At 33.7% G+C, this 25,250-nt stretch carries 19 protein-coding genes and 1 pseudogene; 5 read left to right on the top strand and 15 right to left on the bottom strand.

Annotated features, from left to right (window positions below; genetic code table 11):
• Positions 1-268 precede the first annotated feature (268 nt).
• From B0M43_RS22860 to B0M43_RS24550, 15 genes and pseudogenes are all read right to left on the bottom strand, one after another.
• Positions 269-2,008 carry a hypothetical protein gene (locus B0M43_RS22860; protein ID WP_078005536.1) on the bottom strand — a complete coding sequence of 580 codons (1,740 nt, stop codon included), beginning with the start codon at positions 2,006-2,008 and terminating at the stop codon, positions 269-271.
• A 457-nt stretch (positions 2,009-2,465) separates the two neighbouring features.
• Complete coding sequence (locus tag B0M43_RS22855) at positions 2,466-2,990, bottom strand: hypothetical protein (RefSeq protein ID WP_078005535.1); 525 nt, start codon at positions 2,988-2,990, stop codon at positions 2,466-2,468.
• Between the two features lie 18 nt (positions 2,991-3,008).
• Entirely contained in the window at positions 3,009-3,284 is a 276-nt protein-coding gene (locus B0M43_RS22850) for a hypothetical protein (protein WP_078005534.1), read from the bottom strand.
• A pseudogene (locus B0M43_RS22845) lies at positions 3,281-3,827 on the bottom strand (transposase). The gene B0M43_RS22850 and the pseudogene B0M43_RS22845 overlap by 4 nt, the downstream one beginning before the upstream one ends.
• Before the next feature lie 122 nt (positions 3,828-3,949).
• Complete coding sequence (locus tag B0M43_RS22840) at positions 3,950-4,441, bottom strand: hypothetical protein (RefSeq protein ID WP_078005532.1); 492 nt, start codon at positions 4,439-4,441, stop codon at positions 3,950-3,952.
• 3 nt (positions 4,442-4,444) lie between these two features.
• Positions 4,445-7,759, bottom strand: a complete 3,315-nt coding sequence (locus B0M43_RS22835; RefSeq protein WP_078005531.1) for a hypothetical protein — start codon at positions 7,757-7,759, stop codon at positions 4,445-4,447.
• The gene (locus B0M43_RS22830; protein WP_078005530.1) at positions 7,759-9,927 is read right to left on the bottom strand and encodes a hypothetical protein; all 2,169 of its coding nucleotides are present in this window, start codon (positions 9,925-9,927) and stop codon (positions 7,759-7,761) included. The genes B0M43_RS22835 and B0M43_RS22830 overlap by 1 nt, the downstream gene beginning before the upstream one ends.
• Positions 9,928-9,957: 30 nt before the next feature.
• Positions 9,958-10,461 (bottom strand): hypothetical protein, encoded by a 504-nt coding sequence (locus B0M43_RS22825; protein ID WP_078005529.1) that lies wholly within the window; start codon positions 10,459-10,461, stop codon positions 9,958-9,960.
• Positions 10,462-10,477: 16 nt separating this feature from the next.
• The gene (locus B0M43_RS22820; protein WP_078005528.1) at positions 10,478-10,936 is read right to left on the bottom strand and encodes a CHAP domain-containing protein; all 459 of its coding nucleotides are present in this window, start codon (positions 10,934-10,936) and stop codon (positions 10,478-10,480) included.
• Positions 10,933-11,220: a methyl-accepting chemotaxis protein gene (locus B0M43_RS22815; protein WP_078005527.1), complete on the bottom strand. Its 288-nt coding sequence runs from the start codon at positions 11,218-11,220 to the stop codon at positions 10,933-10,935. Before B0M43_RS22815 ends, B0M43_RS22820 begins: the two co-directional genes overlap by 4 nt.
• A gap of 315 nt (positions 11,221-11,535) precedes the next feature.
• Positions 11,536-11,781: a hypothetical protein gene (locus tag B0M43_RS22810; protein ID WP_078005526.1), complete on the bottom strand. Its 246-nt coding sequence runs from the start codon at positions 11,779-11,781 to the stop codon at positions 11,536-11,538.
• 430 nt (positions 11,782-12,211) lie between these two features.
• The gene (locus B0M43_RS22805) at positions 12,212-12,412 is read right to left on the bottom strand and encodes a hypothetical protein (protein ID WP_078005525.1); all 201 of its coding nucleotides are present in this window, start codon (positions 12,410-12,412) and stop codon (positions 12,212-12,214) included.
• A gap of 122 nt (positions 12,413-12,534) precedes the next feature.
• Positions 12,535-13,251 carry a DUF3164 family protein gene (locus B0M43_RS22800; protein ID WP_168199981.1) on the bottom strand — a complete coding sequence of 239 codons (717 nt, stop codon included), beginning with the start codon at positions 13,249-13,251 and terminating at the stop codon, positions 12,535-12,537.
• A gap of 13 nt (positions 13,252-13,264) precedes the next feature.
• Positions 13,265-13,543, bottom strand: coding sequence for a hypothetical protein (locus B0M43_RS22795; protein ID WP_078005523.1), 279 nt, complete (start codon positions 13,541-13,543; stop codon positions 13,265-13,267).
• Positions 13,536-13,673 (bottom strand): hypothetical protein, encoded by a 138-nt coding sequence (locus B0M43_RS24550; RefSeq protein WP_168199980.1) that lies wholly within the window; start codon positions 13,671-13,673, stop codon positions 13,536-13,538. Before B0M43_RS24550 ends, B0M43_RS22795 begins: the two co-directional genes overlap by 8 nt.
• Before the next feature lie 304 nt (positions 13,674-13,977).
• Here B0M43_RS24550 and B0M43_RS22790 point away from each other — a divergent pair, with 304 nt between their 5' ends.
• The 5 genes from B0M43_RS22790 (at position 13,978) to B0M43_RS22770 (ending at position 25,163) form a co-directional block, all read left to right on the top strand.
• Entirely contained in the window at positions 13,978-14,661 is a 684-nt protein-coding gene (locus B0M43_RS22790; RefSeq protein ID WP_246860166.1) for a S24 family peptidase, read from the top strand.
• A 235-nt stretch (positions 14,662-14,896) separates the two neighbouring features.
• The gene (locus B0M43_RS22785; protein WP_078005522.1) at positions 14,897-19,018 is read left to right on the top strand and encodes a two-component regulator propeller domain-containing protein; all 4,122 of its coding nucleotides are present in this window, start codon (positions 14,897-14,899) and stop codon (positions 19,016-19,018) included.
• A 307-nt stretch (positions 19,019-19,325) separates the two neighbouring features.
• A complete protein-coding gene (locus tag B0M43_RS22780) occupies positions 19,326-22,352 on the top strand; it encodes a TonB-dependent receptor (protein ID WP_078005520.1) in 3,027 nt (1,008 codons plus the stop codon).
• Between the two features lie 41 nt (positions 22,353-22,393).
• Positions 22,394-23,986: a RagB/SusD family nutrient uptake outer membrane protein gene (locus tag B0M43_RS22775; RefSeq protein WP_078005519.1), complete on the top strand. Its 1,593-nt coding sequence runs from the start codon at positions 22,394-22,396 to the stop codon at positions 23,984-23,986.
• Positions 23,987-24,068: 82 nt separating this feature from the next.
• Entirely contained in the window at positions 24,069-25,163 is a 1,095-nt protein-coding gene (locus tag B0M43_RS22770; protein ID WP_078005518.1) for an endo-1,4-beta-xylanase, read from the top strand.
• The last annotated feature ends 87 nt before the right edge of the window (positions 25,164-25,250 follow it).

Here is a 25,250-nt window from a genome sequence, read left to right as displayed (position 1 = left end):
ATTAATTATTACGGGTTTAAAAAATTTACGGGCGTGTATTCAGTTATTTTTTGGGGTACCGTAATTTATGCTGGTTGAGGTAACTTCAAAAAAGACTTAATCTTTTTTGATTGTTAAATGGCAACCAGAAAAATTATTGTTTTAAAAATTGTGTTAGTGGCGTCACAATAGATTTTTATTTTACATTGCTGTAAAACAAATAGGGAGTGGGGTAAGTGTGACTTTAAAAAAGTCGATTATTAGGTTGTAAAATTTATGATTTTACATTTTAAGGTTTTTGAAAAAGGGTACGATTCCCTGTTATTTTATAAAAAGCTTTTGAAGGAAGATTTGAATCTGCATCAGCGTCTGTATCATTTGCATAACTTGGAGGTGTGAGGTAAATAAAATTGCCATTTTCATCAAGGCAAACTCGCATTTTTTCAACTTGCATGTCGGTTCCTGGACTTGTTTTTTGTCCTGTGTAAAATTCTACACGGCTTTTTCCCGTTCCTTTTCCTGTACCAGATTTTATTTTTTGTGTACCTCCATTGAGATTTGGTATACCTGGCGCGTAATTTTGCTGATAATACAAAGTGACTGAATTGCTGCTTATATAGACATCATTGTTAATATCAACGGCTAATTGATTATCATATGATGAATTTACTGCATTGTAGATAGCTGACCAAGATGAACCATCAAAAATTCTGACTGTTCCATCGACTTGTACTGTATATAAATTTCCATTAGGAGAAGATGCCAATGATGTAATATGTGAAGTTGTTGGAAAAGGGAAATTTACAAAAGTTCCATTACCTCCAGTTTGTTTAAAACCTGATGATGAAAATAAAACAGCGATAAATACGTCATTATTATATTGAACTGTAATTGCTGAATAAGTTGCCGCTGCAACTGATTGGTTTATTCCTGGCCCAACTCCGTCAACTAATTTAAAAACTCCTAATCCGTTTGCAAAGTAGTATACATCATTATTAATTTTTGAAGCGGCTAAACCATCTGCATTAATTCCCATAGGAATGAAATTTCCGGCTCTACCAGTTCTTTTGTATATTTGACCACTTGACATTATAAACATATCTCCAGCATTGTTAATCGCAAAACTATTTACTGCACCTGGATAAGTAGGTACGGTAAAATCTTGTAAAGCCCAAGTAGAGCTTTCAGGGCTCTTTTTGTAAAAGATTCCACTATGAGTGTAGCCATAAAGGTCTCCATTAGGGTCTAATGCTATCGACTTCATTGCAAAAATTAAAGTACTACTTGTAAATAATCCAGAAGAGTAATTAATAGTACGACCAGCTTGTATTGTAAAATCTCTTCCTTCAGTAAGACTGTCAGATTCTTCAATTCCAATTATTTTATTGGTCTGATAGCCTAACGTAATATCCTTTGTTGGAGTATTAATTGTACCTATACCTATATAAGTTCCCGTATCTTGAATCCTGCTATTTCCAACCACTGTAGAACCCACATATTTAGCAATTCGGTTAGTGGTTCCTGCATTGATTACACCAGTAATATCTGAAGTCATTGCAACAGTTCCGTTTTTATCAGGAAAAGTCCAGGTTCTTGATGTGGTGGCTGTATTTGTAATAAATGATGTAAAAGTGTTTGCTGTGTTTCGTAAACCTAACATTAAGTTCAAAAAAGTTTTTACTCCAGAGACAGTTTGAGTTGTAGTTGTGTCCATGTCTGGTGTAGCAATATTACCACTTCCAAATATTGAATTTCCTCCTACTGTTTTAAAGAGAGATTTAAAGTTTGCCCATGTCATCATTCGGGCTAGAGAACCAATTAGAAGCGGCATTTTGTCTGTGTCAGCAATTGTATTGACAGTTTGCAGTGAGTCTTGGAATGCTCCAAAATTTTCATCCGTAAGATTTGGCTGAGAATCATTTTCTGCATCGCTAAACTCCAATTTACCATCGAGGTTGGTTTTCAAAATTTTATTTGGGTGATTTGTTTCTAAATCAGCGACTTTAATTCTGTTGTGATTTGTACTCATTTTTTAATTAATTTTTATGGGGTTAAAATAATTTGTGTGCATTGTTTTGTATAGATGTAAAACAAATAAGTAGGTCCTAATTATGGGTACGGCTTAAAAAAAAAGTCAATAGGAGAGTGGGGAAGCTTATAGATTAAGTTTCCGGATTGGATTTTTGAAATGTGTTTTTAGAGTTTTCTTTAGATTATCTCACTTTTAAGACAACTCAAAGGCTTTTGTCTTTGAGTTGTTGTACTTAAAATATATTGATTGTTCAGGAGCGAATAATAAGTAGAAATAATTCGTACAGCAATTATGAACACTTCGTAGAGCGGCTGGTTTAAGAGATTTGGTTTTCTCTTTCGGTTTAAAAACAACTCAAAGATTTTTTTCTTTGAGTTGTTTTTATTTTTGTCAATCTATTTTAGAATAAGACATTCTTTAACTTAATGACATTGCGCTCGCGCCAGCGGTGGGGTTAAAATTCACTTTTTAATTGAGCAACGTATTGACTTTCTGTTAAATTGAAATCATTAGGTTCCAAGACCAAAGTAAATGTTATATTATTCAAGGTAATTAAATAGTATATATCTGATGTTGGCCATCTTTTATATTGTAGTGGATTGGCTTTTATTGCGGTAAATGCCTGACCAATTATGGTTTTATAATAATCCCCTGCATAACATTGTTCTTTAAAATTCTTTAGCTCTATTAAAAAATCTCTCAACCCTAAGGTAGACACTTCGTATCTTTCTACTTTGTCAAAGTCTCCGTACCGAGATATTGTAGTATCGGAAGATACATAAAATAAATCTGTACCCCAATTCAAATAATCTAACTGTCCTGCAATAACCGCATTTAATTCGCCTAAAGTTTCTGTTATATGGCTTAAATTCATATCTGATAGAGCTGATGCCTGATTTAAATCTGAAGTACTTACTCCAATCATTACTGCTCTATTTGTTGAATATTTTGTTACGAGTATCTGATATTCATAAATCATAATATATTGTTTAAATGTTTAATTATTTTTTGGAATTACTGTTCCGTAAGGTAATGCTCGACTAGGCATTATTGTTGGGGGATTCATTAGTTCTAAACCTATACAAATATGAAGTTCTACTCCTTCACTACTCCAGCCTTGCCATGTATTTGAAGGTCTTCCAGGACTACGATGTGGAATCCAGTCACTTAAAGTTAAATTGTGTCTGGCATACGTTATTTCAACAAGAACCTTATCTTCATTCATCCCCCCTGCTGGCGCGAGCGTCCCGCTCGTGCACGTGAAGCATTTCAATTAATATCAATTTCTAAGACGGTCTGATCATTATCGCCATAATTTCTAGCAGAGCTGTATTTCCAATCTACAGGATTAGTAACAAAACCAGTCTCTCGCGGGTTGTTATGAATATAATTTAATTTTTGCTCAAAAACTTTAAAAGACCAGATTTCAATGGGTTTGTTGTTTTGCTGCCAAAACTGCCTGAATTTTACATTGCTGTTTTTCTTTCCAGCTCTTTCAAACATCCAAAGCATCCATTCTTTTCTGCTTTCTTGTGGATTTTCTTCAATTACTTTGAGCATTTTTCGAGAAGTAAAACCTTTAAAATCTCTTATTAGGCTGGAAGGGTCTCCATTTTCAGATCTGAAAATTAAATGAACATGACTTGGCATTATGCAATAACCATAAATCTCCATTCCCTTGTTCTTTCTGCAGTAATCTAATGACTCAACAATGCTCCCAAAATACTCTTCTCTTGTAAAAACATCTATCCAGTAAACTGTAGCAAAACTTATAAAGTAAGCTCCAGTTTTATCTCCAAATTTATTTTCTGCTCATTTATTATTTTTGAGCTAATGTAAGAAATACTTTGCGTTCACGAGCGGGACGCTCGCGCCAGCGGGGAGACTTCGCACAGCAATTACGAACACTTCGTAGAGCGTGGATAAAATTAAATTTACTTAAAATGGATTATAACCTTGTTTTACTCTATCAACAAGACTGTTTATATATTCAGACAGACTTTTATTTAAACTTGCAAAATGTTTAATGTTATTTTGTTCAGGAAGAAAAGCCTGATAAACAAATGGGTTATTCCCTTCATCTAAATAAATATATAAAAATTGTTCAGGTCCATTATAAACATCAATAACAAAGAAAGGTCTGGATATGTTTTTGTTATATTTAAGCAGCCATTTCCTGGCAGAGATTTGCAATTCATTCTGTATTTCTTCCTCTGTTTCATTCCAGCCATAATCCAAAACATAACAATAGTTACCTGCCAAAAAGAGTAATTCGCGTAATGCCTTTGGAAAAGTATTACCATTATTATATAATTGTTCTAAAGTTTCTATTTCTTGTAAAGAAATGGGTTCAATTGTTCCTTGATAATCTATATCATTTGGATATTTAGATGGATAATTCTTTAATTGTTCTAAAAATTTTATGTCCATGATTTACTTTTTTAATGACTTTACTAATTTGAATACTTCTACTGAATTATCAGCTTTTGGATGAGCAATAAATTTAATTTCTAATATTTTTCCCTCAGTCTTTGCATAATTTTGTGCTGCCTGTAAATATTTTTGGCAAGATGTACAAGTGTATAATGTTGATTCTATTTCAATCACAAATTTATTACCTTTATGGAAATGATTTTGAAAAAAATTATATAAAAATTTTACTTCGGTATCGTTAGATCTAGCTCTTCCATGGAAATCAAAGGCATTTTTAGCAAAAGCATTGTAGCCTTCTGCATTTGAAGTTTGAATAAACATTTCATTGATCTCATCAGGGACATCTTTAAATAATTCTACAAATGATTCGGGGGTTCCTGAAATATAAAATTCTACAATTGTTGGCTCAATTAATTCGGAATTGTTATAACAGTTAATTTTAATTCTCGCTCTATTACTTTTAAGATAGCTATTAAGTTTCTCTTTATCACTTCTAAAATAATCTTTAAAAATACTATGAAAATCTGAAAGTTCTTGAATAGACATTCCTTTAAATGAAATGTTTTCTTGATACATTCTCATTGAAGTACTCCAATTCAATCTTTGCGTCTCAATTCGAAACCCAATATCATTTTTTGTTGGACCTGTTTTCAAAAATTCTATAACATCGTCAGAAGTTAATAGATCAGGCATACTTCTAAGAGAAGGGGATTCATGTAATAAAATAACACCGTTAGGAGTTTGTATCAAATTATTAAATGCAATAGGATCTAATTTTCCAAATTTGCGTATAAATTTTAATCTGATATTAAAACTTGATGGTTCTATAATTTTTCGTAAAGAGTCTTCATTATAATATCGAAATAGGTCATTTATGTAAGTCTGATCAGTTAATATTTCAATATATTTTCTATCTACAATTACATTGTTGGAATAAAAAAGCCTCCAATTATCAAAAGCTTTACTGTTATTTGCGTTTAATAGTTGTCTTATTTTTGAATCTTTTAATGTCCCATAATCTAAGTAGAAAGCATATTTTTCTGCCTCGCTTTCTATTTGATTAAATTTCTGTAAAAAGTTTTCATATTCAGATCCTTGTTCTGTTAATGTGTTTATTATATTGTTTACAACTAATTCTCTATCACCAGCTACTTTTTTAACAATAAGAAGAGCCTGATCTAATTCATTAATTTGAGCAGATGTCATTTCTGGCCTATAAATAGAAATACCATCATCATTAAATTGTTTTACAACACCATTTAAGTGAAAAGCAGAATCAATAACTTTTGATTGTATATATGGTCTTGCTAGCATAGAACCAATGGTTGCCCAAATAAGATAGGTATTCGCTTTCTCAGCAATTTCTTTTGTTAATGAATTGTTAGTTGTGTGAATTACATAATTGTTTAATGATATTGCATTAATGGCTGAAAATTCAAAAGCATTTATGACTCCGCTTATTGCTTTCCAGCTTAAAACTACATCTGATGCTACAACAGATTCTGCTGTCCACAAAGATCTCATTTTAGATAGATATCCTAAATATCGTAAATCAGCTAGAGCACCTACGCCAGTTAAATTTAAAGCAATTTCAGCAGCGAGTATTACTCCAAAATCGATTTTTTTTAAGTTGCTGTAATCTTCCATATAAAACAATAAGAAACCTGGTATTGTATGGATCTTTTGGTCACCTAAGCTTTCTCCATCTTTAAAGTCTGCTAACGTTTCAACTAAATCTAAATCAGGTTTGAGCCCCATAACTGTTATGGGTTGTAGAAATTCGTAAGTACCATAAAGTATTGGATCTGAATAATGATCATCATATCCTTTTCGCGATTCAATTTTAGATTCATATACTTCAATTGATTTGCCAACCATTTTATAGCTATAATTGGTTACAGTTTCAATTTTTGCCCCATTGCGATTACCTGTAACACTTTCATAAATAATAAAAGGTGGAGTAGTAGTATCATTATAGTATTTAGGAACTTTTATACTGTTAGTTGGGTCTGGATTATTTTTTAATTTCATATATTCAGATTCTTCATATACGCCACAAGCATTGCGTTGTTTAGTGTAAGAAGGATCAGAATATATAGGGTTATATGTTGAACTAAACCATATTTTGTATAATAGTATGATGAATTTCATTCTATTATTATACGAATTCCATAATCCAAATGTATATCTGGAGTACCTGTCGTCGTCAATATCTTTATATAATATTTCAAAAAGTGTGGTTTCAGATTCTACGGATCGTGGACCTTTCCCTCCTTGTAATGTAATGTAGTTATGAAAATTAACTAAATCATTTAATAAATCGTTTCTATCTGCTGAAGAAACGGATTTAAAAGTAAATGACTCAATAATTTTTAGCACTAATGATTCACCATTATTACGTTCCGTTAACTTGACATTTTGCTTACTTAAATTATAGAGCAAATCAAATTTATCAATAGCGGGAACAGTAGCTAAAGCTTCGGCAGATAATACTGTTGCTAACCAATAAAGCTTATCTTTTGTAGAGGCATTTTTAACTAAAATTTGGTTTGCATAAAAACTTTCGTAATATGAACGCAAGTTTGCTAAATAATCTTCTAGTATTTCTACAGTAGGATTGACAAATATTGGGTTGTCTGTCCACTCTAGAGATTGATGGCTTAGATATGTTTGAAATTCAGGTTCGGTTAAAAATTGCGAGAATAAATCTTTTATTATAGAATTTATAAGAATTGCAATTTTAGCAATTAAGAGAGCCTTTTCTTGTTTACTGTCTGTCTCTATCGGTGTTACAAATCTTCTGATTTTGTCTGAATAAAATAGCATTGCAGTACTCAGCAATTGAACATTTATTCCTTCTAGAGGATCTGGTGCAATCCCATTTGGAATTTTAATCTGCCAAGTTCCGTAATCTACAATCTGTATACTTGGTTGATAGGACCATTTGAAAGTTTCAATTTTACAGAAATCGGTATATGGAGCAGAAACTTTTAATTTTTTAACAATTACCTCATCACCAGCGGATGCTGGTTTAAAATCATATTTATGATTCTTTAGTTGATAAAGCTTTTTTTTATCTATAAGATATTCCAGGAAAAAATTTTCTTCATAAAAGCCACCTATGACATCTTGATCTATTTGTCCAACAAGATCAACATCCCTAAAGTCTTCTTTTACTGTTTCTTTAAATTTTTTAGTAACTCCGTCAATGACTGCTTCGAAAGAATTCAAAAAGCCGTATATAGTGTATTTTGGGTTTATTAAACCAGTTAGTTTAATAACATCCCCTGATTTTAATATTGCTGCTTGCTCCATTATAAAGATAAATCTAGGTCTAACATTAATTCTTTTCTCAAATTCTCTTTTACATACTCACTATACCCCTTACTAAAATGATATCTCCTATCAAGCGAATACACAAAGACATCTTCCTCAGGTTGAGATAATACATTTTCACCCTCGGCATTCTCGGCAACAATTGCAACCTTGTATTTCTGGTATTTGATATCTTCAGGAGAAATTAGTTCGTTTTCATCTTCAAATAAATCAATCAAAAACAAACGTGGATTTTTTGTGTCATCTTTGATTAATGCTTTTATAGCATCATTTTCAGTTTGAGTTAATCCCAAGATAATTTTAGTTGGAGTAGATCCATCTAGTGTTTTTAATTCCAGTCCGGTAATCGTTTGAGTACTGTCTGTAAACATTTTGAGGTTATAGTAGTAAGGTTCCGGTAATTCGTAAGTTTTACTTTTTGTTACGGCACCGCTTGCAGAAGCTGTTGTTTTGGTATCTGGCGTGGTGCTTCCTGTAGCAGAGACAGCATTGTTCATAACATCGATAGGCTCTGTAAGGTAGGTTACACGTTTAACGGCTGTAGGTTCTTCAAGTTCGGTTTCGATAACATCATCAACAGTTAGAGTTTGTACTATTGAGATTCCCTGCTGTTTTTTATCGTAAAACTCATTGATAAGATTCAGTTTTTGAGAAGTCATTCTGGAATAACTTTCATCGGAGCTAAGTTTTAATAAAGGTTTTGCGTCTATTAAGCTGAATACGTTATCAAAAAAGTTGGCTTGCCCATATAAAATAACAAGATCTCCGTTTTCATCTAGAGTTGTTCCGGCTGTATATTGATTCACTTTTCCCTGATAAAGCAAAATGTTAATCGCAGCAATATTTTTACCTTGAACAGCAGGAGTTGTAAGCTGAATGATTGAAGTTAGATTACTATAGTTTCCTGTTTCATCCGGGGGTAATCGTAAACCGTCGGCATTAATGAAATTATCTTTTTGGGCATTGGCTACTTTTGCGATTTGTCCGTAAAAAGCAGTATTGTTATTATTGTCGGTTGCGAACTGTAAATACAAATTGTTTGTTGTAACAGAAGTTGCCTGTTTCTGAGTATTCACTAAAACCGGCCATCCAAAAGTGCCATAAACAGCAGCAGTCATTGGGACGACTTTAGTAGCAGGATCTTCTAATAATCCTGTTTTTAAGTTTTCCGGCCCTTCGCCTAATTTATAATTTCCGTAGAAATCATAACTGCGCGTGCGATCACTTTGAATGTAGATATACCAATTGTTTTTTGTATAAAAGCTATTGATAATACTGTTGTAAATTTCTGTACCTTTTTTAGTTGTTTTACTTCCGGCAGAAACTACATCTACAGCATATTCCGGGACAAATAAGCCATAAAAGGCAGCGATATCAATAAATTGTGTACTTTGCTCACGTTGCAGTTTTTTCTTATAATCTGTAGAACCATCTGCAATAATCTTTGCATCGGCTTTACGTGCATATCCTAAATCAAAAATAAATTCGCCATTGGTCGGGTTGTTTTTATAGTCGCCGTAATTTAAGACAACATCAATTCCGCATTCGCCTTCAGCAAAATTCCCTAAAGATTTTCCCATATCAATCATAGGCAGTTCAAAAGGATCTTTTTCTTTAAGCGTGCCGTTTTTGTCTTCAAATTCAGATTCTTTAAAAAAGAGATTTGAAAGTAAAGTACTGTCGGGAGTTAAGATATCATAGCTAATATAAGCGGCAGTAAACGGAGGAACAGGAATTTCTGTCACCGTTTCACCGTTTTTGACTTTACGCCCTTCATGAAAGGCTTTAAAATCTTTATTTATCTTATCGATAAAATCTGAATATTCCCCTTCATTTTTAATAACTAGTGGCTCAGAATCGTTTGTAAAAAAGTCACTCTTTTTTAATCCTCTATAGATAAAGTACTTGATGTTTAATCCCGGAAAAGGCTGTTTATAAGGTCTAAGAATTAGATTTACTTTGTTAGGATTGTCCGTTTGAGGCTGTATTAAAACAACGCCTTTACAGATAGAATAGGCTTTTTTAGCAGTATCTAAATTGAATTTGGAGGTGAGGTTAAACTGAGTGCTCGAGACGGGACCAAAAGCTTGTTCCTGACTTTGCGTAAGGCCTCCTGACTCCACGAAAAAATGAGATTGTGCAGACATATTTATTTAATGTATTATTTAAAAATTGATTTATTTAAACCATAAAGGCTTATAGGATTTGTACGCGAATCTCCCAATTAGAAAGAGCAGTACAAGCAGAAGCAGTCTTCCCATCCAGATTTGCACCTTTTGCCAAAAAGTTAAATGATTGACAAACTTGGTAATCGTGATTGTTTTTTCCTGAACATCCTTTACTTGTTTCGATTTCCAGAAAGCGTAGAGTTCTTGTTCTTTCAGGTCGCAGTCTACGCTGAGTTTATTGTTATCAAGTCGAACCCTTGGGCTTTTTAATGTACGCCCTGGTTCGGCCTGAATAACATTTTTAAGAACTACTTTTCCGTTAATACATTCCAGTAAAGCGTTATAGGAACTACTGTCTTTAGCAATTTTAAAAACAGTATCATGCAAAGTTTCTGTAATAGTGATGGTTTGAACTTTGTTTTCGTTTTGCAACGGTTTAGGACTCCGGCATGAAACCACAATCAGGATAATAAATAAGGAGAGAACAAAGCATTTTAGTTTTTTAGTCGTCATTATAGTTGGTTTTAATTTAATTTTGCAGGCGCAAAAAGCCCTTTATACTTTTTATATCTCGTTTTCTTCGGGCTACTTTATAACCTTCACGGCCGCCTGTATCATTTGTATTTCCTTCGATGGTGTAAATCATGGTTCCGGCTACTTTTTCTACAAATCCGGTATGGCCTAAACCATTTTTTAAATCCAGAATAAAAACATCTCCCGCCTGCGGAATTTTTTTTACCAAAAGTGGTCTTGAGTTGTATTGATCCAGAACTCCTGCCGTTTTCTTTAAAGGATTTTTTGCGTTAATCTGCAATGCCGCATTTTGGGTGCACCAGTATACAAAAGCCATGCACCAGGAATATCCTTTTGAAAGTCCTACACTTCTTAAATAAATCTCGACTTCAGGACCGGAGTTGCTGTTTCTGGGAATTTCTTCGACACCAATTTGTGCCGTAGCGATTTCTAAGGTTTTTTGAATTAGTGTCATGAATTTTTTCCGTTTAGTTGTTTGAATTTTTGTAATTCATCAACCAATTGCTGGTTGATAAGCATGAGTTCTTTGTGTTGTATTTCCATTTTTTTTATGGTATCGGTAGCTGCCGTAAGTCGTGCAGTAAGGTCATCCAAAAGATCACGGTAATATTTTACGGCACTTACGGCATTGTCAAGTTCTGCGGCTCTGTCCTGAGCCAATGATTTTCGCATTGAAAAAAACCAAGTAATAAAGGCGGCAAAAAATGCGGTTAGTGAGGGGTATAGAAATTGCTCCATCGAATGTTAATGTTGAATGTTAGGTTAAATATGTTTTTTGAGAAACAACAGTAGGATGTTGTTTTTTTGGGATTTACAATCTTGTAAATTACAGTGAGATTGTGTTGGGTTCTTTCCTTTTGAGATTGCAAAGATTGGGTAAAAAAAGCCCTAAAAAAAACGAATGCAAGGTCTGCGAACATTTGTATTCTAGGGCTTTACATAGTTGTAAAGGAAGCGGACAGAACTCATTTTTACAGAGGTAAATGAGTCATCTTTGCATTGTAAAAACAAGTTTTTTTTACAATTAAAAGATTTGATTTTCTTTTATAATAATTAAGAAGATTTTTTCTGAGTAATCATAAGTTCTTCTATTTTTTTCAATTCTGAAGTAATAGGTGTACAAAGAATTTCATACAAAGTAGTTCTTGAAATAGGATAAACAGGATACACATATTTTCGCCATACTACGGTAGTAGGAATATCTTCTGTTTTATGTTTTTGATACAACTCTTTAACTAGTTTGTAACGCAGTAATTTATTTTTTTGAATTCCGAGGCTTCTGTTGGAGGATATAGGCATGATAATAATATTTATGGAGTGAGAGAAAATGAAGAAAGATTTTGAAAAGAGAAAGAAGTATTAGAATGAAGATTTAATCATGATTAAAAATTATTTGAATAATAAAGTGATGACATAAGATATACAGCAGCCAAATCATTTAATTTTTTAAGTAATGGTTTTCTCCTTCAAATGCCATTTTGTTTAGAACCTCGTTCTGAGGTAATATTTGTTAAAGATTTTTTTAACAATTGAGGTCAGTACTCTTCCTATTATGATCTCGTTCCGCAGCTCTTAAGACTGGGAACTCTAAAGAAAGAATGGTTTTTGGCTGCTTTTTTGGGTAAAAAGAGCCCATCTTCGGTTCCTGTTTTCCTTCAAAAAAAGTGATAAACAGGAACCATTTTTTATGTCTGCTAATTTTTTTTTATGCAGATAGTGAGGGATTTTTTCAGCCTTTATAAGTGGCTGTTGTATGTTTTTTGAATCTTGGATTTTTGATTACGACGCTTTCATATTGGTTAAAAGCCTGGCGTTCTTTATTCGAAAGATCATTTTTGCAGTTCCAGTTTCCAAGTCCGTCTTTAAAAATTGTATGTTCGTTAACCTTGTAAATTTCGTGGTCTGTAATTGGTTTTATTTTTACGCTCATTCAAGTATTGTTTAAAAATTATTTTGATTCTGAAATAAAACCATTCACGAAATAAAAGTATTGGTTTTAAGTTGGTTGCAATAAGCAGTAACGCTAAGAGAGCAGAGGCATAAAGATCATTATTAGGCTGCATGACTTTGCTCGTTTTGCTGATTAAAAAAATTAAAAGCATAACCCTGTAAAAAATCTACAGACGACATAGACAGCGGAATATTGATTTTCACGCCATTTTCATCAATTCTGTTGGCCTCGATAAACCAGCTTGAGCGAATAGGTTTAAATGACGAAGCAATAATTTCAACTCCATCTGTAAATTCTTCATTATTAAATTCTTTCGTTAGTTTTTGAAGTTCAAGAACTCGTGAACCTTTTAAATTACCTTTAGCATCTTTCTTTAGTAAATTGAAAACAATTTTTACCAGCGATGCAGTTTCTTTACTTGTAGAAAGAGACGAAATATAGTTTTGTACTTTTTCAATTCCAATGGTTACAGTATCGTCCCAACCTTCATTAATGCGGTATCCAATCGTAATTTCTTCTTTATCATTAGAGAAAGTATGCGACATTTGTTTTTCTTTAAAACCATAAACCTGATTTTTTAAATCCAGAATAGTTTCAAATAATCTAAAAGTTTCTGTTTTAGCGTTTCGCATCATTTCTGACGTTTCATGCAGTCTCGAAAGTGCTTTGGGAATCGTTTCGGCTACCAGTTTTTTATAAGCATCTCTTTCTTCATTTTTTTTATTTTCAATTCGATTTAGAGCCTCTTTTAATTGTTGTGCAGAAAACTGAGATAAATCCATATTTGGGTTGATTGTGTTTGTTAAGGGAGTATTCATAATATATTGGCATTTAGTTATGTAATAAAATTTCTTCTTTAAAAGGATCACCATAATAAGGTTTGAAATTATAGAAGTGAGCAAGTTTCAAAACCTCTTTTATTTTATCTTCAATTTGCGGAGAAACTGGTCGCGATGAGGCCGTTTCATCATTCAGGATATGCATCCATTGAAAACGTTCCTGATTAATGCAGATTCTTTCTCCGGCTGTGAAAGTTTTTGTTCTTTCTGAGCAATATTGTAATGCCAGATATAATAAAGCAATACGTTCTTCAATTTGATTTCTATTCATGATTTTTAGTGATTAAGGTTCTTAATTGATTGATATCAGATTCGATTAAATTTCTCTCAGGACTGTTTGGATTTTCAATCAGCCAATTTTCCAGTTCCTGAATTTTTTCCTTGATTTGATGTGTTTCCATTTTTTATATTTTAATTAATAATGAATAAATTTTTTATAGTTAGTGATTAATATTACTGCTTATTCGTAGTTTTATTCTTATTTGGCGTAGTGCTGTTTTTTTTGTTTTTTAATATCTTAAATTTATTTCAAATATTTTATATTCAATTGTTTAACTGATTGTTTTGTTATGTTTGAAATTCCGGTGTTGCATAAATTTGTATGTGATTATCTTGTTTTTAATATTTATTTTTCTTTACTTTGCAAATATAATGTAAAATAATACATCAAAACAAATTTTTAACGTAAAAAAAATACATCTTTTTATGGGGTCAACGGAAAGAATGAGAGAATACCTTGATTATAAAGGGATTACTAAATATAAGTTCTGTAATGATTTAGGCTTTTCTAATAAGTTTTTAGATAACAGCAGTAACATGGGAACAGATAAAGCGTGTAAAATTTTACATCACTATCCGGAAATTAATTCCGAGTGGCTTTTAACCGGAAACGGACCCATGGTAAAAGAGGATAATGCTAATATTATAATTATGAATAATGATCGAAAAACAATAGATTCACTGCAGGTGAGTCAGGAAATACCTTTATATGACTTAGAAGCTGTGGCAGGTTTACGAGAATTATTTAACAGCGGAAAACCTCAAAGAGTTCTGGATACTATAAAAATTCCTAATCTGCCTAAATGTGACGGAGCTATTTCTGTAACTGGAGACAGTATGTATCCACTTTTAAAATCAGGAGATATTGTTCTATATAAAGAAACCGAATTTGAAAATATCTTTTTTGGTGAGATGTATCTTTTAAGTGTGAAGTTAAATGACTGGGAAGAATATATTACCGTAAAGTATGTTCAGAAATCAGACCAAGGATCTGACTTTGTTAAATTAGTCAGCCAAAATTCACATCATCAGCCAAAAGATATTCATATTTCAAAAATTTCTGCATTGGCATTAATAAAAGCAAGTATCCGTATTAATACCATGATGTAAAGCTTCTGCTATTTTGGAATTATAAAAACTAAAAACCTTTAAATTGTTGATTTATAGGTTTTTTTAGTTTTAATGCGTGTTTGCTGTTTTTGACAATAAGTACAAATACACCCCTTAAAAAGAAAATATAGAGACTGCTGATTTTTGTATTAGATTTACCTTGCAGGACGTTTGACACCTCTTTTGTATCAAATCCATTCAAAATTTATTGTTGAGCTCTTATTTTATTCTATATATGAAAAGCATTAAGAAGTATCTTTTAAGTTGTATTTTATTGTACTCGATTTCGTTGAGTTCTCTTGCCCAGAGTTCAGATTTGTATTTTGATCATATCGATTATGATGTGAGTTTTTCGCAGAGCATGATCTCAAGCATTCATCAAACCAAAAAAGGGTTTATCTGGATAGGAACTGCAAACGGATTAATTAGCTACGACGGTTACAGTTTTTTACGATACGCCTACAATAAAGACATTTTAAATACCATAAGTAACAATCACATCAATGTTGTTTTAGAAGATAACGAAAGACAACTCTGGATAGGGACCAATAACGGCTTAAACCTTTTTAATAAAAAAGAACGTGATTTTTTAAGAGTCGATGTTCAAAAAGTAAAAGGCGGGAGAAACTACATTTCATCGATCATTCAGGACGATCAAAACCGCATCTGGATTGGAACTTTTGGTGGTGTCAAACGCCTTAATAAAAAACAATATTTATTAGAAGAAATCTCCAACGATCATAATTCTCCTTTTAGAAAAAGCAGGGTTTTATCACTCTTTTACGATCGTAATTACGGCGTTTTAGTGGGTACAGCAAAAGGATTGGAATGCTTTGATCCCAAAAATGGATCAAAAAAAGAACTTCCTAAAGCTTTAAAAGAAAATGAAGCATTACTAAAATCAAAGATTTGGAAGATAATAAAGGAAAAAAACAACGACTTATGGTTTGCGACAGAAGCAAACGGAGTTTTTCATTATAATGCGGCTGCAAATTCCGTAAAAAACTATCTTCAGAATTCTGGTAACGGGAAAAGTTTATCTTCAAATTGGGTCAACGATATTGTGGCTGTAGATGCCAATACCATTTGGTTTGCCACAAAAAACGGTTTGTGCGTTTTTAAAAAGGATAAAAATGAATTCACAAAATACCAGCACAATCCGCTTGCAAGTTACAGTTTATCTGATGATGATGTAAAATGTTTTCTAAAAGACCGACACGACGATATCTGGATTGGAACCAATGGCGGAGGTGTGAACTTTTTCCAGAAAACCAATACCAATTTTGCTAATGTAAGAGAGGTTATAAAACCTAATTTCGGATTAAACAGTGCACTCGTAAATGCCGTTTCCAAGGAAAATAATAATGCTGTCTGGGTAGCAACAAATGGCGGAGGTTTGAACTTTCTGGATTTCAGGAGCAAAAGCAATACTGCTTATTTAATTGATACTAATGATTTTGATAAAAGCGTAAACATGATTACTGCTTTAGTAAATCAAAATGAGAATTTATTCTGCGGAACTTTTAACGGACTTTTTAAATTCAATAAAAGGAACAAAACATTCAGTAAAATAGTACTTTCTCCAAATCCAAAAGAACGAAGCAGACCCATAACTTCATTATTGATTGATAACGCAGATTTGTGGGTGGGAACTAACGGAAACGGGTTAAAAAAAATACTTCCGGACGGTACTATTGAAAGTTACATGGCCGACGGGACTTCAAATGCACTCAGCGATAATTTTATTACAGATATCGCAAATCGCGAAAATGGTTTATGGATCGCCACACAATACGGTCTGAATTTTTTCGACAAAAAACTGAAAAGAGTTACCAAAATCTATAAATCAGGTAAAGCGAGCGGATTGCCCAATAACAGTCTTACCGTAATGTTTACCGATTCCAAGAAAAGATTTTGGGTAGGAGCTGAAAGCGGGGGTATCAATTTGTTGAATGAAAAATCCGGACATTTTTTCGAAATCAACCGCGCAATGGGTTTTACAGATGAAACCATAAAAAGCATTTCAGAAGATGGAGAAGGAAATATCTGGGTCAGCGATAACAATTTATTGTATAAAATAAGAACAAAGAAGTTTAAAACGATTCCCAATATTTCAGATTTTGAAATTACATCTTATTCCTCAAAAGATGGTTTAAAGGTAAAACAGTTTTCAAACAACAGTAGTTTGAGATTAAATGATAATGAGTTGATCTTCGGATCTTCAAACGGATTGATCGTTTTTAATCCGTTCAAACTAATCAAGACTCCGGATAATGCCGAGATTGTTCTAACAAAACTGATTGTCAACAATGAAGAAATCAGGCCCGGAAATAAAGAGGTAGATTTAAAAGAAGATATCAGTGAAACTCAGGAAATTACTTTGAGTCATGATCAGGGTTATGTGGGTCTTGAATTTAGTGCGATGAACTTTGTAACGCCAGAGAAAAATGAATATGCCTATAAATTGGAAAGTTCTTTTAATAAAGATGACTGGCATACTATTGGTTCACAGCATTATATCAATCTAACCAATCTAAATTCAGGAACGTACCTTTTAAAAATTAAAACTTCAGATGGCGGCGGAAAATGGAATCCAGCAGTAAAAACCTTAAAAATTATCATGCTGCCGCCGTGGTGGAAAACCTGGTGGGCATATATTTTCTATTTCGGATTATTGTTTGCCGGTTCTGTTTTATTATTCCGATTTTTTAGAAATAGGGAATTATTAAAACAGGCATTTTATCTCGAACAGGTTGAAAAAGAAAGACAAGAAGAGTTGTATAAAATGAAACTGGATTTCTTTACCAATGTTTCGCATGAAATCAGAACGCCGTTAACACTGATAAGCGGACCGGTTGAGGAACTTTTAAATAGTGCCGAAAAGAATTCGAATCTCGAACACAAACTCAAAGTCATCAAAAATAATTCTGACCGATTATTAAAATTAGTCAATGAATTAATGGATTTCAGGAAAGCAGAAAAAGGCAGTATGAAAATTTATTGCGAACAGCAGGATATCGTTTCCTTCTGTTTTGATATTTACGAATCGTTTCGTGGATTTGCAGTCGAGAAAAAAATCGATTACAAATTTGTGCTTAATATCAATACTGCTTTGATTTATTTTGATAAAAATCAGATGGAGAAAGTCATTTATAATCTGCTTTCGAATGCCTTTAAATTTACCAGTAAGAATGGCCGAATCACATTAGCTGTAGAACAAAAAGAAGATTCAGATTGTATAGAAATAAAAGTAAAAGACAACGGAATTGGTATTCCGGAAAACAGGAAAAAGAAAATTTTTAAAAACTTTTTTCAATTAGACGATCGCGGAAGCGCGAATTTGGGAAGCGGAATTGGTCTTGCTTTAAGCAAAAGTATTGTAGAACTGCATCACGGAGAAATTAAAGTACAAACAGAAGCCGATGCCAACTTTAATACCATATTTACCATTACTTTAAAGAAAGGAAAAGATCATTTTAAAAAATCACAGATCGTTGAAAATGCCATAAAAATAGAAGAGAACGCAAGTCCAATTTCGGATGTGAAAACCGAAATTGAAACCTATGAAGCAGAAGATCATGAGGAACCGGAAAACAGTGCGAAAAAAACAATTCTCGTTATAGAAGACAACGAAGAAGTATTGTCCTTTGTGTATGATATTTTATATCCCGAGTACAAAGTCCTCAAATTTACAGACGGAATAAAAGCACTGGAATACATGGAAAAAGAAATTCCGGATCTTATTGTAAGTGATGTTATGATGCCTGAAATGGACGGTTTTGAATTGTGTAAAATTTTAAAAACCAATCTCAATACCAATCATATTCCCGTTATTCTCTTAACCGCAAAATCGTCTATTTTAAACAGGATCGAAGGACTTTCGACAGGAGCAGATGCGTATATTTCGAAACCTTTTAGTATTGAGGAATTGAAGCTTACGATTGCAAATTTATTATCAGCCAAAGAGATAATGCGTCAGAAATACGGGGAAGGATTTATTACAGATGCTGAACAGGAAAATGTCAACACGCCCGAAGGTTTATTTGTAAAAAGACTAATGCATATCATTGAATTAAATATCGATAATACTAATTTTGATGTCAATGATTTGGTTAAGGAAATAGGAATGAGCAGAACCGTTCTTTATAAAAAAGTACAAACGCTTACCAACCAATCTGTTGCTGGTTTGATAAAAAATATGCGATTAAAGAAAGCAGCCAGTTTGTTGACAAATACCAGTTATTCAGTGTCTGAAGTGACATATATGGTGGGTTTTAATGATAGAAAACATTTTAGCAAAGAGTTTAAAAAGTTTTATAATTTATCGCCTACTGAATATAAAGGGTCGAAAAATTAACAGCTAAGGTTTAACCGCAAGGTTCGCTACGATTTACGCAAAGTCCGCAAAGTTTAATTTAAGCTTTGCGGACTTTGCGTTTTCACTTCATTGCGCGCTTTGCGGTTAATTTTTTTTGTCAAATTAATCGAACTTCAATTTTTTAAGATTTTTATTACGAATACCGTTTTTTTAAAGCTTAAAACCGCAAACAAACACATTAATCCCCCTAAAAACGAATATCTTCCTCCCCTAAAACCATCATTTATTGGTCACATTTGCAATGAAATCATGACTGATTTTACACTAACTAACCAAAAAATAACTTATGAAAAAAAACAAACATGAAAAGATGTTTTTTCTTGAAGGAAATTATCTAAAACTAATTTTACTGCTATTTGTGTGTATGCTCGCTACCACAACGAATGCACAGGAAACTTCAATCACAGGAAAAGTAGTCGATAATCAAGGCCTGCCTTTACCGGGAGTAAATGTACTCTCTAAAGGAACATCAAAAGGCGTTCAGACCGATTTTGATGGTAACTTCAGTATCAATGTTCCGGCAAAGAGCATATTGGTATTCTCTTTTATTGGGATGGATGAGGTTTCGGTGGAAACTGAAAATAAAAAGAATCTAAAAGTAGTGATGAAAGCAAGCTCTCAGGCGCTGGACGAAATTATAGTAGTGGGTTATGGTACGAAAAAGAAAAGTGACGTAATCAGTTCTGTAGCATCAGTAAAGCCAGGTGACATGACTAAAGTTGCCACTTCTGATGTGGCCGAAATGTTAAGAGGTAAAGCAGCAGGGGTTCAGGTATCATTGGCTGATGGCGGACCGGGAAGTTCTTCAACAATACAAATTAGAGGAAAAAAATCGATCAACGGAAGTAACGAACCTATCGTAATTGCTGATGGAATCGTAATAGGAAACATCAATGATATTAATGCTAATGATATTGCTTCTTTAGAAATTTTAAAAGATGCCGCCGCGCAGTCTATTTACGGAGCAAGAGCATCAAATGGTGTGATTTTGATTACTACGAAAAGAGGAAAAACAGGAAAGGCAAAAATTGCTTATAATGGTTTTTCCGGAGTGCAGACAATCAACCGAAATTTTGATATCTATAGCGGCGAAGAGTTTGCGCAGTTAAAAAGAGAAGCTTATAGAACAAGCAATAATGGTGTTTACAGACCAGATAATCAGGTTTTTTCTCCGCTTGAGCTAGAATCGGTTCAATCAGGAAAATATATCGATTGGGAAAAATATGCTTTAAGAACCGGCGTTACGAACAACCATAGTTTGAGTGTTTCATCAGGAACAGATAAAACAAGCATTTTTACGAGTTTAAACTACATCAATACTTCGGGAGTTGTACCTAATACCGACTTCGAAAAAGTAGCCATGAGAATTAATGTTGACCAAAGAATTAGCGACTGGCTTAAAGTGGGAATGAATCTTTCGCTTCAGTTTTCAGAGTCAAATCGTCCAAATGTGGGTAATATTCTAAATAATGCCATTAATACATCACCACTAGGTAAAATTTACAATGATGATGGTTCGTTCCGCCATCTTCCGGGCGGAATTCAGGAAACACCAAATCCGCTAATTGATATTTACGAAACCAATACAAATGAGTTAAACAGAAACGACATCATGAATGTGTTTTTAGACATCAACATTTTAAAAGGTTTTACCTATAAATTGAATGCCAGCCGAAGATCGTGGAATTACAAAGCAATGAATTTTAATTCTTCTAGATCACTTTCAGGAATCGCAAATTCAGGACAGGGAAGCGGGAGTATTCTTTTTAAGGATAATGTAGAATATCAGTTTAGTAATATTTTGAATTACAATTTTAAACTGGCAGAGAAAAACCATTTTAGCGCAACGGGAGTTTACGAAATAACATCATCAGAATACAATGAATTTAAAAATTCATCAAACAGGATTCCGAGTGATATTTTGGGAATTTACGGTTTAGAAAGTGCTTTTTTGAATACACCTGAAATTGGCGGAAATGAAAGATCGCTAATTTCATTTGCAGGAAAACTGGAATATGATTTTGACAACAGATATTATTTTACAGTTTCAGGCAGAGCCGATGGATCATCAGTATTTGGTAAAAATAATAAATGGGGATTTTTTCCGGCTGTAAATGCTGCCTGGAATGTTTCGAACGAAAGTTTCATGAAAGAGCACGTTCCTGTTTTGAGCAATTTAAAATTAAGAGCCAGTTATGGTAAAGTAGGGAATCAGCCCAAAGATCCGTACCAAAGTATGGCAGTGGCAGATCAGAGAGATTATATCATCAACGGAATAAAAGTATCCGGTTATGTTCCGGGTTCACAATTGTCTAATCCGGATTTGCGCTGGGAAACGTCAACACAGTTAAACCTTGCTGCTGATTTTGGTTTATTCAAAAACAGATTAACAGGAACTGTTGAGGTGTATAATACTGATACATCAGACTTGTTGATCTATGAAACGCTAAATGCCAATACAGGATATACAACCAAATTGTCTAATCTTGGTAAAGTAAATAACAAAGGTTTAGAGATTACTTTGAATGGAGATTTGATCAAAAAACAAGATTTTAGATTGAATGTTGGCGCAACTTTCACTAAAAATAAAAACAGCATCGTAAGCATTTATGGTAAAGATGCCAACGGAGACGGAAAAGAAGATGATTCTGTTGGAAACCTGTGGTTCATTGGTAAACCAATTGATGTGTATTACCGCTATAAAGCTGTTGGGATTTATCAGCAGGGAGAAAATATCCCCATTGTTACAGGAACGACTTTGTATCCGGGAGATATAAAACTATACGATGCAGATCCGTCAAACGGTGCAAATCCAAATCCGGATCAGGATAGAGTGATTACTTCAAAACTGCCGGATTGGTTCGGAACTTTTTCAGTGAGTTTAGAATACAAACGTTTCGATTTCTCGGCAGATATTTATACCGTTCAGGGAGTTACCAGAGACAATTTATTTTTATACGATTATGTAAAAGGAGGGTCTTTAAGAGGAGTTAAAAACGGTATTAAACAAGATTACTGGACACCGGAAAACCCGGGTGGAAACTGGCCAAGACCAAGAGACGGAAATGATCCGCCGTATATCAACACTTTAGGATTGCAGGATGCTTCATATGTGCGTTTACAAAATGTATCACTTGGATTTAAGTTTCCTGAAAACACACTTAAATCATTAGGATTGAGTAATATGAGATTGTATGTAACAGGAAGTAATTTAATTACCATTACAGATTATCAGTCGTACAGTCCTGAAAAAGATATCAACGACTATCCGGAACCTGTTACTTGTGTTATAGGCTTACAAGTAGGTTTCTAACAGCACATTTAAGACATCAATAAAATAAAAATAACAAGATTATGAAAAATATAAATTTTCTATTTGTTTTGATATTCGGACTTTCTTTAGGACTGACTTCGTGCGAAGAGTTTCTGGAAGAAAACGTAAAAGATCAGATTTCTGTAGATTATATCTACACTTCTCCGGCAGGTTTAGAAGTTGGAGTAAATGCACTTTACAACCAGATGAGGTATTATAATTCGCCATCCGAAGATAATAGCGATTTGTGGGCCAATGTATTCTTTATGGTTGCAACAGATTTGGGATTGCACAGAACCTGGAATACACCTTATGGTACGGGACATAATCCACAATCTTTTACAGGATCAAAATGGATTCAGGGATATAAAATTATCGACAGATGTTCTGCTATTATAACTTCGGCAAGATCTATCAATATGGATCAAAATGCGAAGAAAAGACTTGTGGCACAAGCACGTGTTATAAGAGGCGAATTGTACTTGGATTTAAAACAAATGTACGGCGGAATCTTAATTGATACCATTCCAACAACACCGGAAAACATTAATGATGTAGCAGAATATAAAGTTGCCAGCGATGCCGATGTTTACAAATTAATCGACGGCGATTTGGATTATGCAATAGCAAATCTTCCTTTTAAGGTAGATGCAGGACGTTACGGACAAGGTGTTGCAAGACACATACGCGGTAAAAGCGCTTTGTGGCAGCAAGACTGGACAGAAGCAGCAGCACAATTTGATGCGATTATCAATGACGGAACGCACGGTTTAGTGCCACTGGCTGAGGTTTGGGGACAAAATGCAAATCATAAAGAATCACTTTTTACCTATCAAAGAGATTTTCTATTAGGTCCTAGTGATGATTTAGCAGGCGGTGGCGGTTTCTGGCTGGGAAGCGTTTTTACACATAGACCTTATGAATTAAATGCAAGTGAAATGATTCAGGATGTGGCTTATGGAGGTCAGTCTTTAGGATGGTTTTATCCCAACAATTATTTGAAATCACTTTATGATCAGGCCAACGATTTGAGGTTTAAAACCTACTATTACTCAGATAATTACCAGGATTATAAAATCAATGTTCCGGGAAATCCGAAATTTGGCCAGCCGATTACCAATCCGGCAATTGCGGCTCCAAACGGAAACTACAGAGCCTGGCACTGGAGTTTGAAAAAATACCACGATACAGAAAAACTGCCTATGACATCCAACAGTTACAAAGATTATATGTATTACAGATTGGCCGAAACTTATTTATTGGCATCCGAAGCATATCACAATCTGGGTAATGACACAAAAGCACTGGCTTATTTGAATAAAGTGAGAAGAAGAGGTTACACCGGAAATCCGGAAAGTACGGTAACCACTTTTGATTTGACAGCCTGGACATTAAATAATTATTTGGATGAATCAGCCAGAGAATTGGCTTTTGAAAACAACAGATGGTTCTTGCTAAAACGATTAGGACTTTTGGTAGAAAGACAAAATCTATATTTCCGTTCAAGTCCATCCGGAACGAGTGCCGGAGAAGTGCCTTTGAAAATGACACCAGTAATGGTCAATATGCCTATACCGCAAACTCAGATCGATTTAATGGGAAAACCTGCAGGATTTAATGTGGGATATAATTAATTGGAATCAAGTTTTTGTTAGTAACAATCGAGCTGGAAATTGAATTTGGTTTTGATTTCCAGATCAAATAAAAAATAACACGATGATAAAGAAACAATATATTTTAGGTCTGTTAACCGCTTTGTTGTTTGCTTCTTGCAGCAACGACGAAAAAACAGTTTTCATTAATGTTGATGATAATGGAGCTCCGGTGAATCCGACTCCAACATTGACTTTAAAAGAAAAAGCAAAGTTTAAAATTGGCGCTGCAGTAAAAATGAAAGATTTGCAAAACGAAGCCAATTTTAAAAATGCAGTCGTAAAACATTACAGCCAAATTACAGCCGAATACGAAATGAAAATGGCAAGTATCTGGACTTCTTCGACAGCATACAATTATACAGCGGGAGATTATTTGGTAAATTTTGCCAAAGACAATAGTCTGGAAGTTCACGGGCATACATTGGTTTGGTACGATTCGTTTCCGGAATGGTTTAAAAATGCCAAATACGATTCAATTGCATTCGAAGCCAAAGTCAAAATTTATATTACAGATGTTGTGGGACATTATAAAGGAAAAGTAAAAAGCTGGGATGTTGTAAACGAGGTTTTTGCAGATGGAGGAGCTTTAAGAAACGAAACGGTTATTAATTCGCTTTTTAAAGACCCAATTGGATTTTACGGAAGATGTTTTAGATACGCAAAAGCAGCAGATCCGGATGCTAAATTATTTTATAATGATTACAGCGTTGTTATTGATGGAGGAAAAAGGGCCGCTATTAAAAAAATGGTCACAAGATTCAAAGCCAACGGAGTGCCAATTGACGGGCTGGGAGATCAGTTTCATTATGCGACCGATACCAACCGACAAACCATGAAAACCGGTTTTACAGATCTGGCTTCAACAGGATTGCTAATTCATATTTCAGAATTGGATATAAAAGTAAATACAGGAAAATCAGATTCGTATGTGTTTAATGATGTCGAACAGCAAAAACAATCTGAAACCTATAAATACATTACAACAATGTATGAAGAACTGCCTCAAAATCAAAAATTTGCGATCTCAACCTGGGGTGTAACCGATAAATATACCTGGCTGACAAGTTTTTGGCACCCAAAAGAATATCCGTTGCTTTTAGATGCTGATTATAATAAGAAACAGGCTTATCAGGGATTTTTAGACGGTTTAAAATAGAGTTTTAGAATATAGAGAATAGAATATAGAATATAGAGAATAGAATATAGAATATAGAGAATAGAATATAGAGAATATAGAATAGAA

The sequence above is a fragment of the Flavobacterium sp. KBS0721 genome, from assembly GCF_002007065.3.
In the GTDB taxonomy this organism is placed as follows: domain Bacteria; phylum Bacteroidota; class Bacteroidia; order Flavobacteriales; family Flavobacteriaceae; genus Flavobacterium; species Flavobacterium piscis.
Note: the sequence above shows the minus strand (reverse complement) of the source record. Positions and strands in the feature narration are given on the sequence as shown.

Coding starts and splice junctions, on each gene's coding strand:
- B0M43_RS22860 (WP_078005536.1), bottom strand. CDS start 2,008: ATGAGTACAAATCACAACAGAATTAAAGTCGCTGATTTAGAAACAAAT.
- B0M43_RS22855 (WP_078005535.1), bottom strand. CDS start 2,990: ATGATTTATGAATATCAGATACTCGTAACAAAATATTCAACAAATAGA.
- B0M43_RS22840 (WP_078005532.1), bottom strand. CDS start 4,441: ATGGACATAAAATTTTTAGAACAATTAAAGAATTATCCATCTAAATAT.
- B0M43_RS22835 (WP_078005531.1), bottom strand. CDS start 7,759: ATGGAGCAAGCAGCAATATTAAAATCAGGGGATGTTATTAAACTAACT.
- B0M43_RS22830 (WP_078005530.1), bottom strand. CDS start 9,927: ATGTCTGCACAATCTCATTTTTTCGTGGAGTCAGGAGGCCTTACGCAA.
- B0M43_RS22825 (WP_078005529.1), bottom strand. CDS start 10,461: ATGACGACTAAAAAACTAAAATGCTTTGTTCTCTCCTTATTTATTATC.
- B0M43_RS22820 (WP_078005528.1), bottom strand. CDS start 10,936: ATGACACTAATTCAAAAAACCTTAGAAATCGCTACGGCACAAATTGGT.
- B0M43_RS22815 (WP_078005527.1), bottom strand. CDS start 11,220: ATGGAGCAATTTCTATACCCCTCACTAACCGCATTTTTTGCCGCCTTT.
- B0M43_RS22810 (WP_078005526.1), bottom strand. CDS start 11,781: ATGCCTATATCCTCCAACAGAAGCCTCGGAATTCAAAAAAATAAATTA.
- B0M43_RS22805 (WP_078005525.1), bottom strand. CDS start 12,412: ATGAGCGTAAAAATAAAACCAATTACAGACCACGAAATTTACAAGGTT.
- B0M43_RS22800 (WP_168199981.1), bottom strand. CDS start 13,251: ATGAATACTCCCTTAACAAACACAATCAACCCAAATATGGATTTATCT.
- B0M43_RS22795 (WP_078005523.1), bottom strand. CDS start 13,543: ATGAATAGAAATCAAATTGAAGAACGTATTGCTTTATTATATCTGGCA.
- B0M43_RS24550 (WP_168199980.1), bottom strand. CDS start 13,673: ATGGAAACACATCAAATCAAGGAAAAAATTCAGGAACTGGAAAATTGG.
- B0M43_RS22790 (WP_246860166.1), top strand. CDS start 13,978: ATGGGGTCAACGGAAAGAATGAGAGAATACCTTGATTATAAAGGGATT.
- B0M43_RS22785 (WP_078005522.1), top strand. CDS start 14,897: ATGAAAAGCATTAAGAAGTATCTTTTAAGTTGTATTTTATTGTACTCG.
- B0M43_RS22780 (WP_078005520.1), top strand. CDS start 19,326: ATGAAAAAAAACAAACATGAAAAGATGTTTTTTCTTGAAGGAAATTAT.
- B0M43_RS22775 (WP_078005519.1), top strand. CDS start 22,394: ATGAAAAATATAAATTTTCTATTTGTTTTGATATTCGGACTTTCTTTA.
- B0M43_RS22770 (WP_078005518.1), top strand. CDS start 24,069: ATGATAAAGAAACAATATATTTTAGGTCTGTTAACCGCTTTGTTGTTT.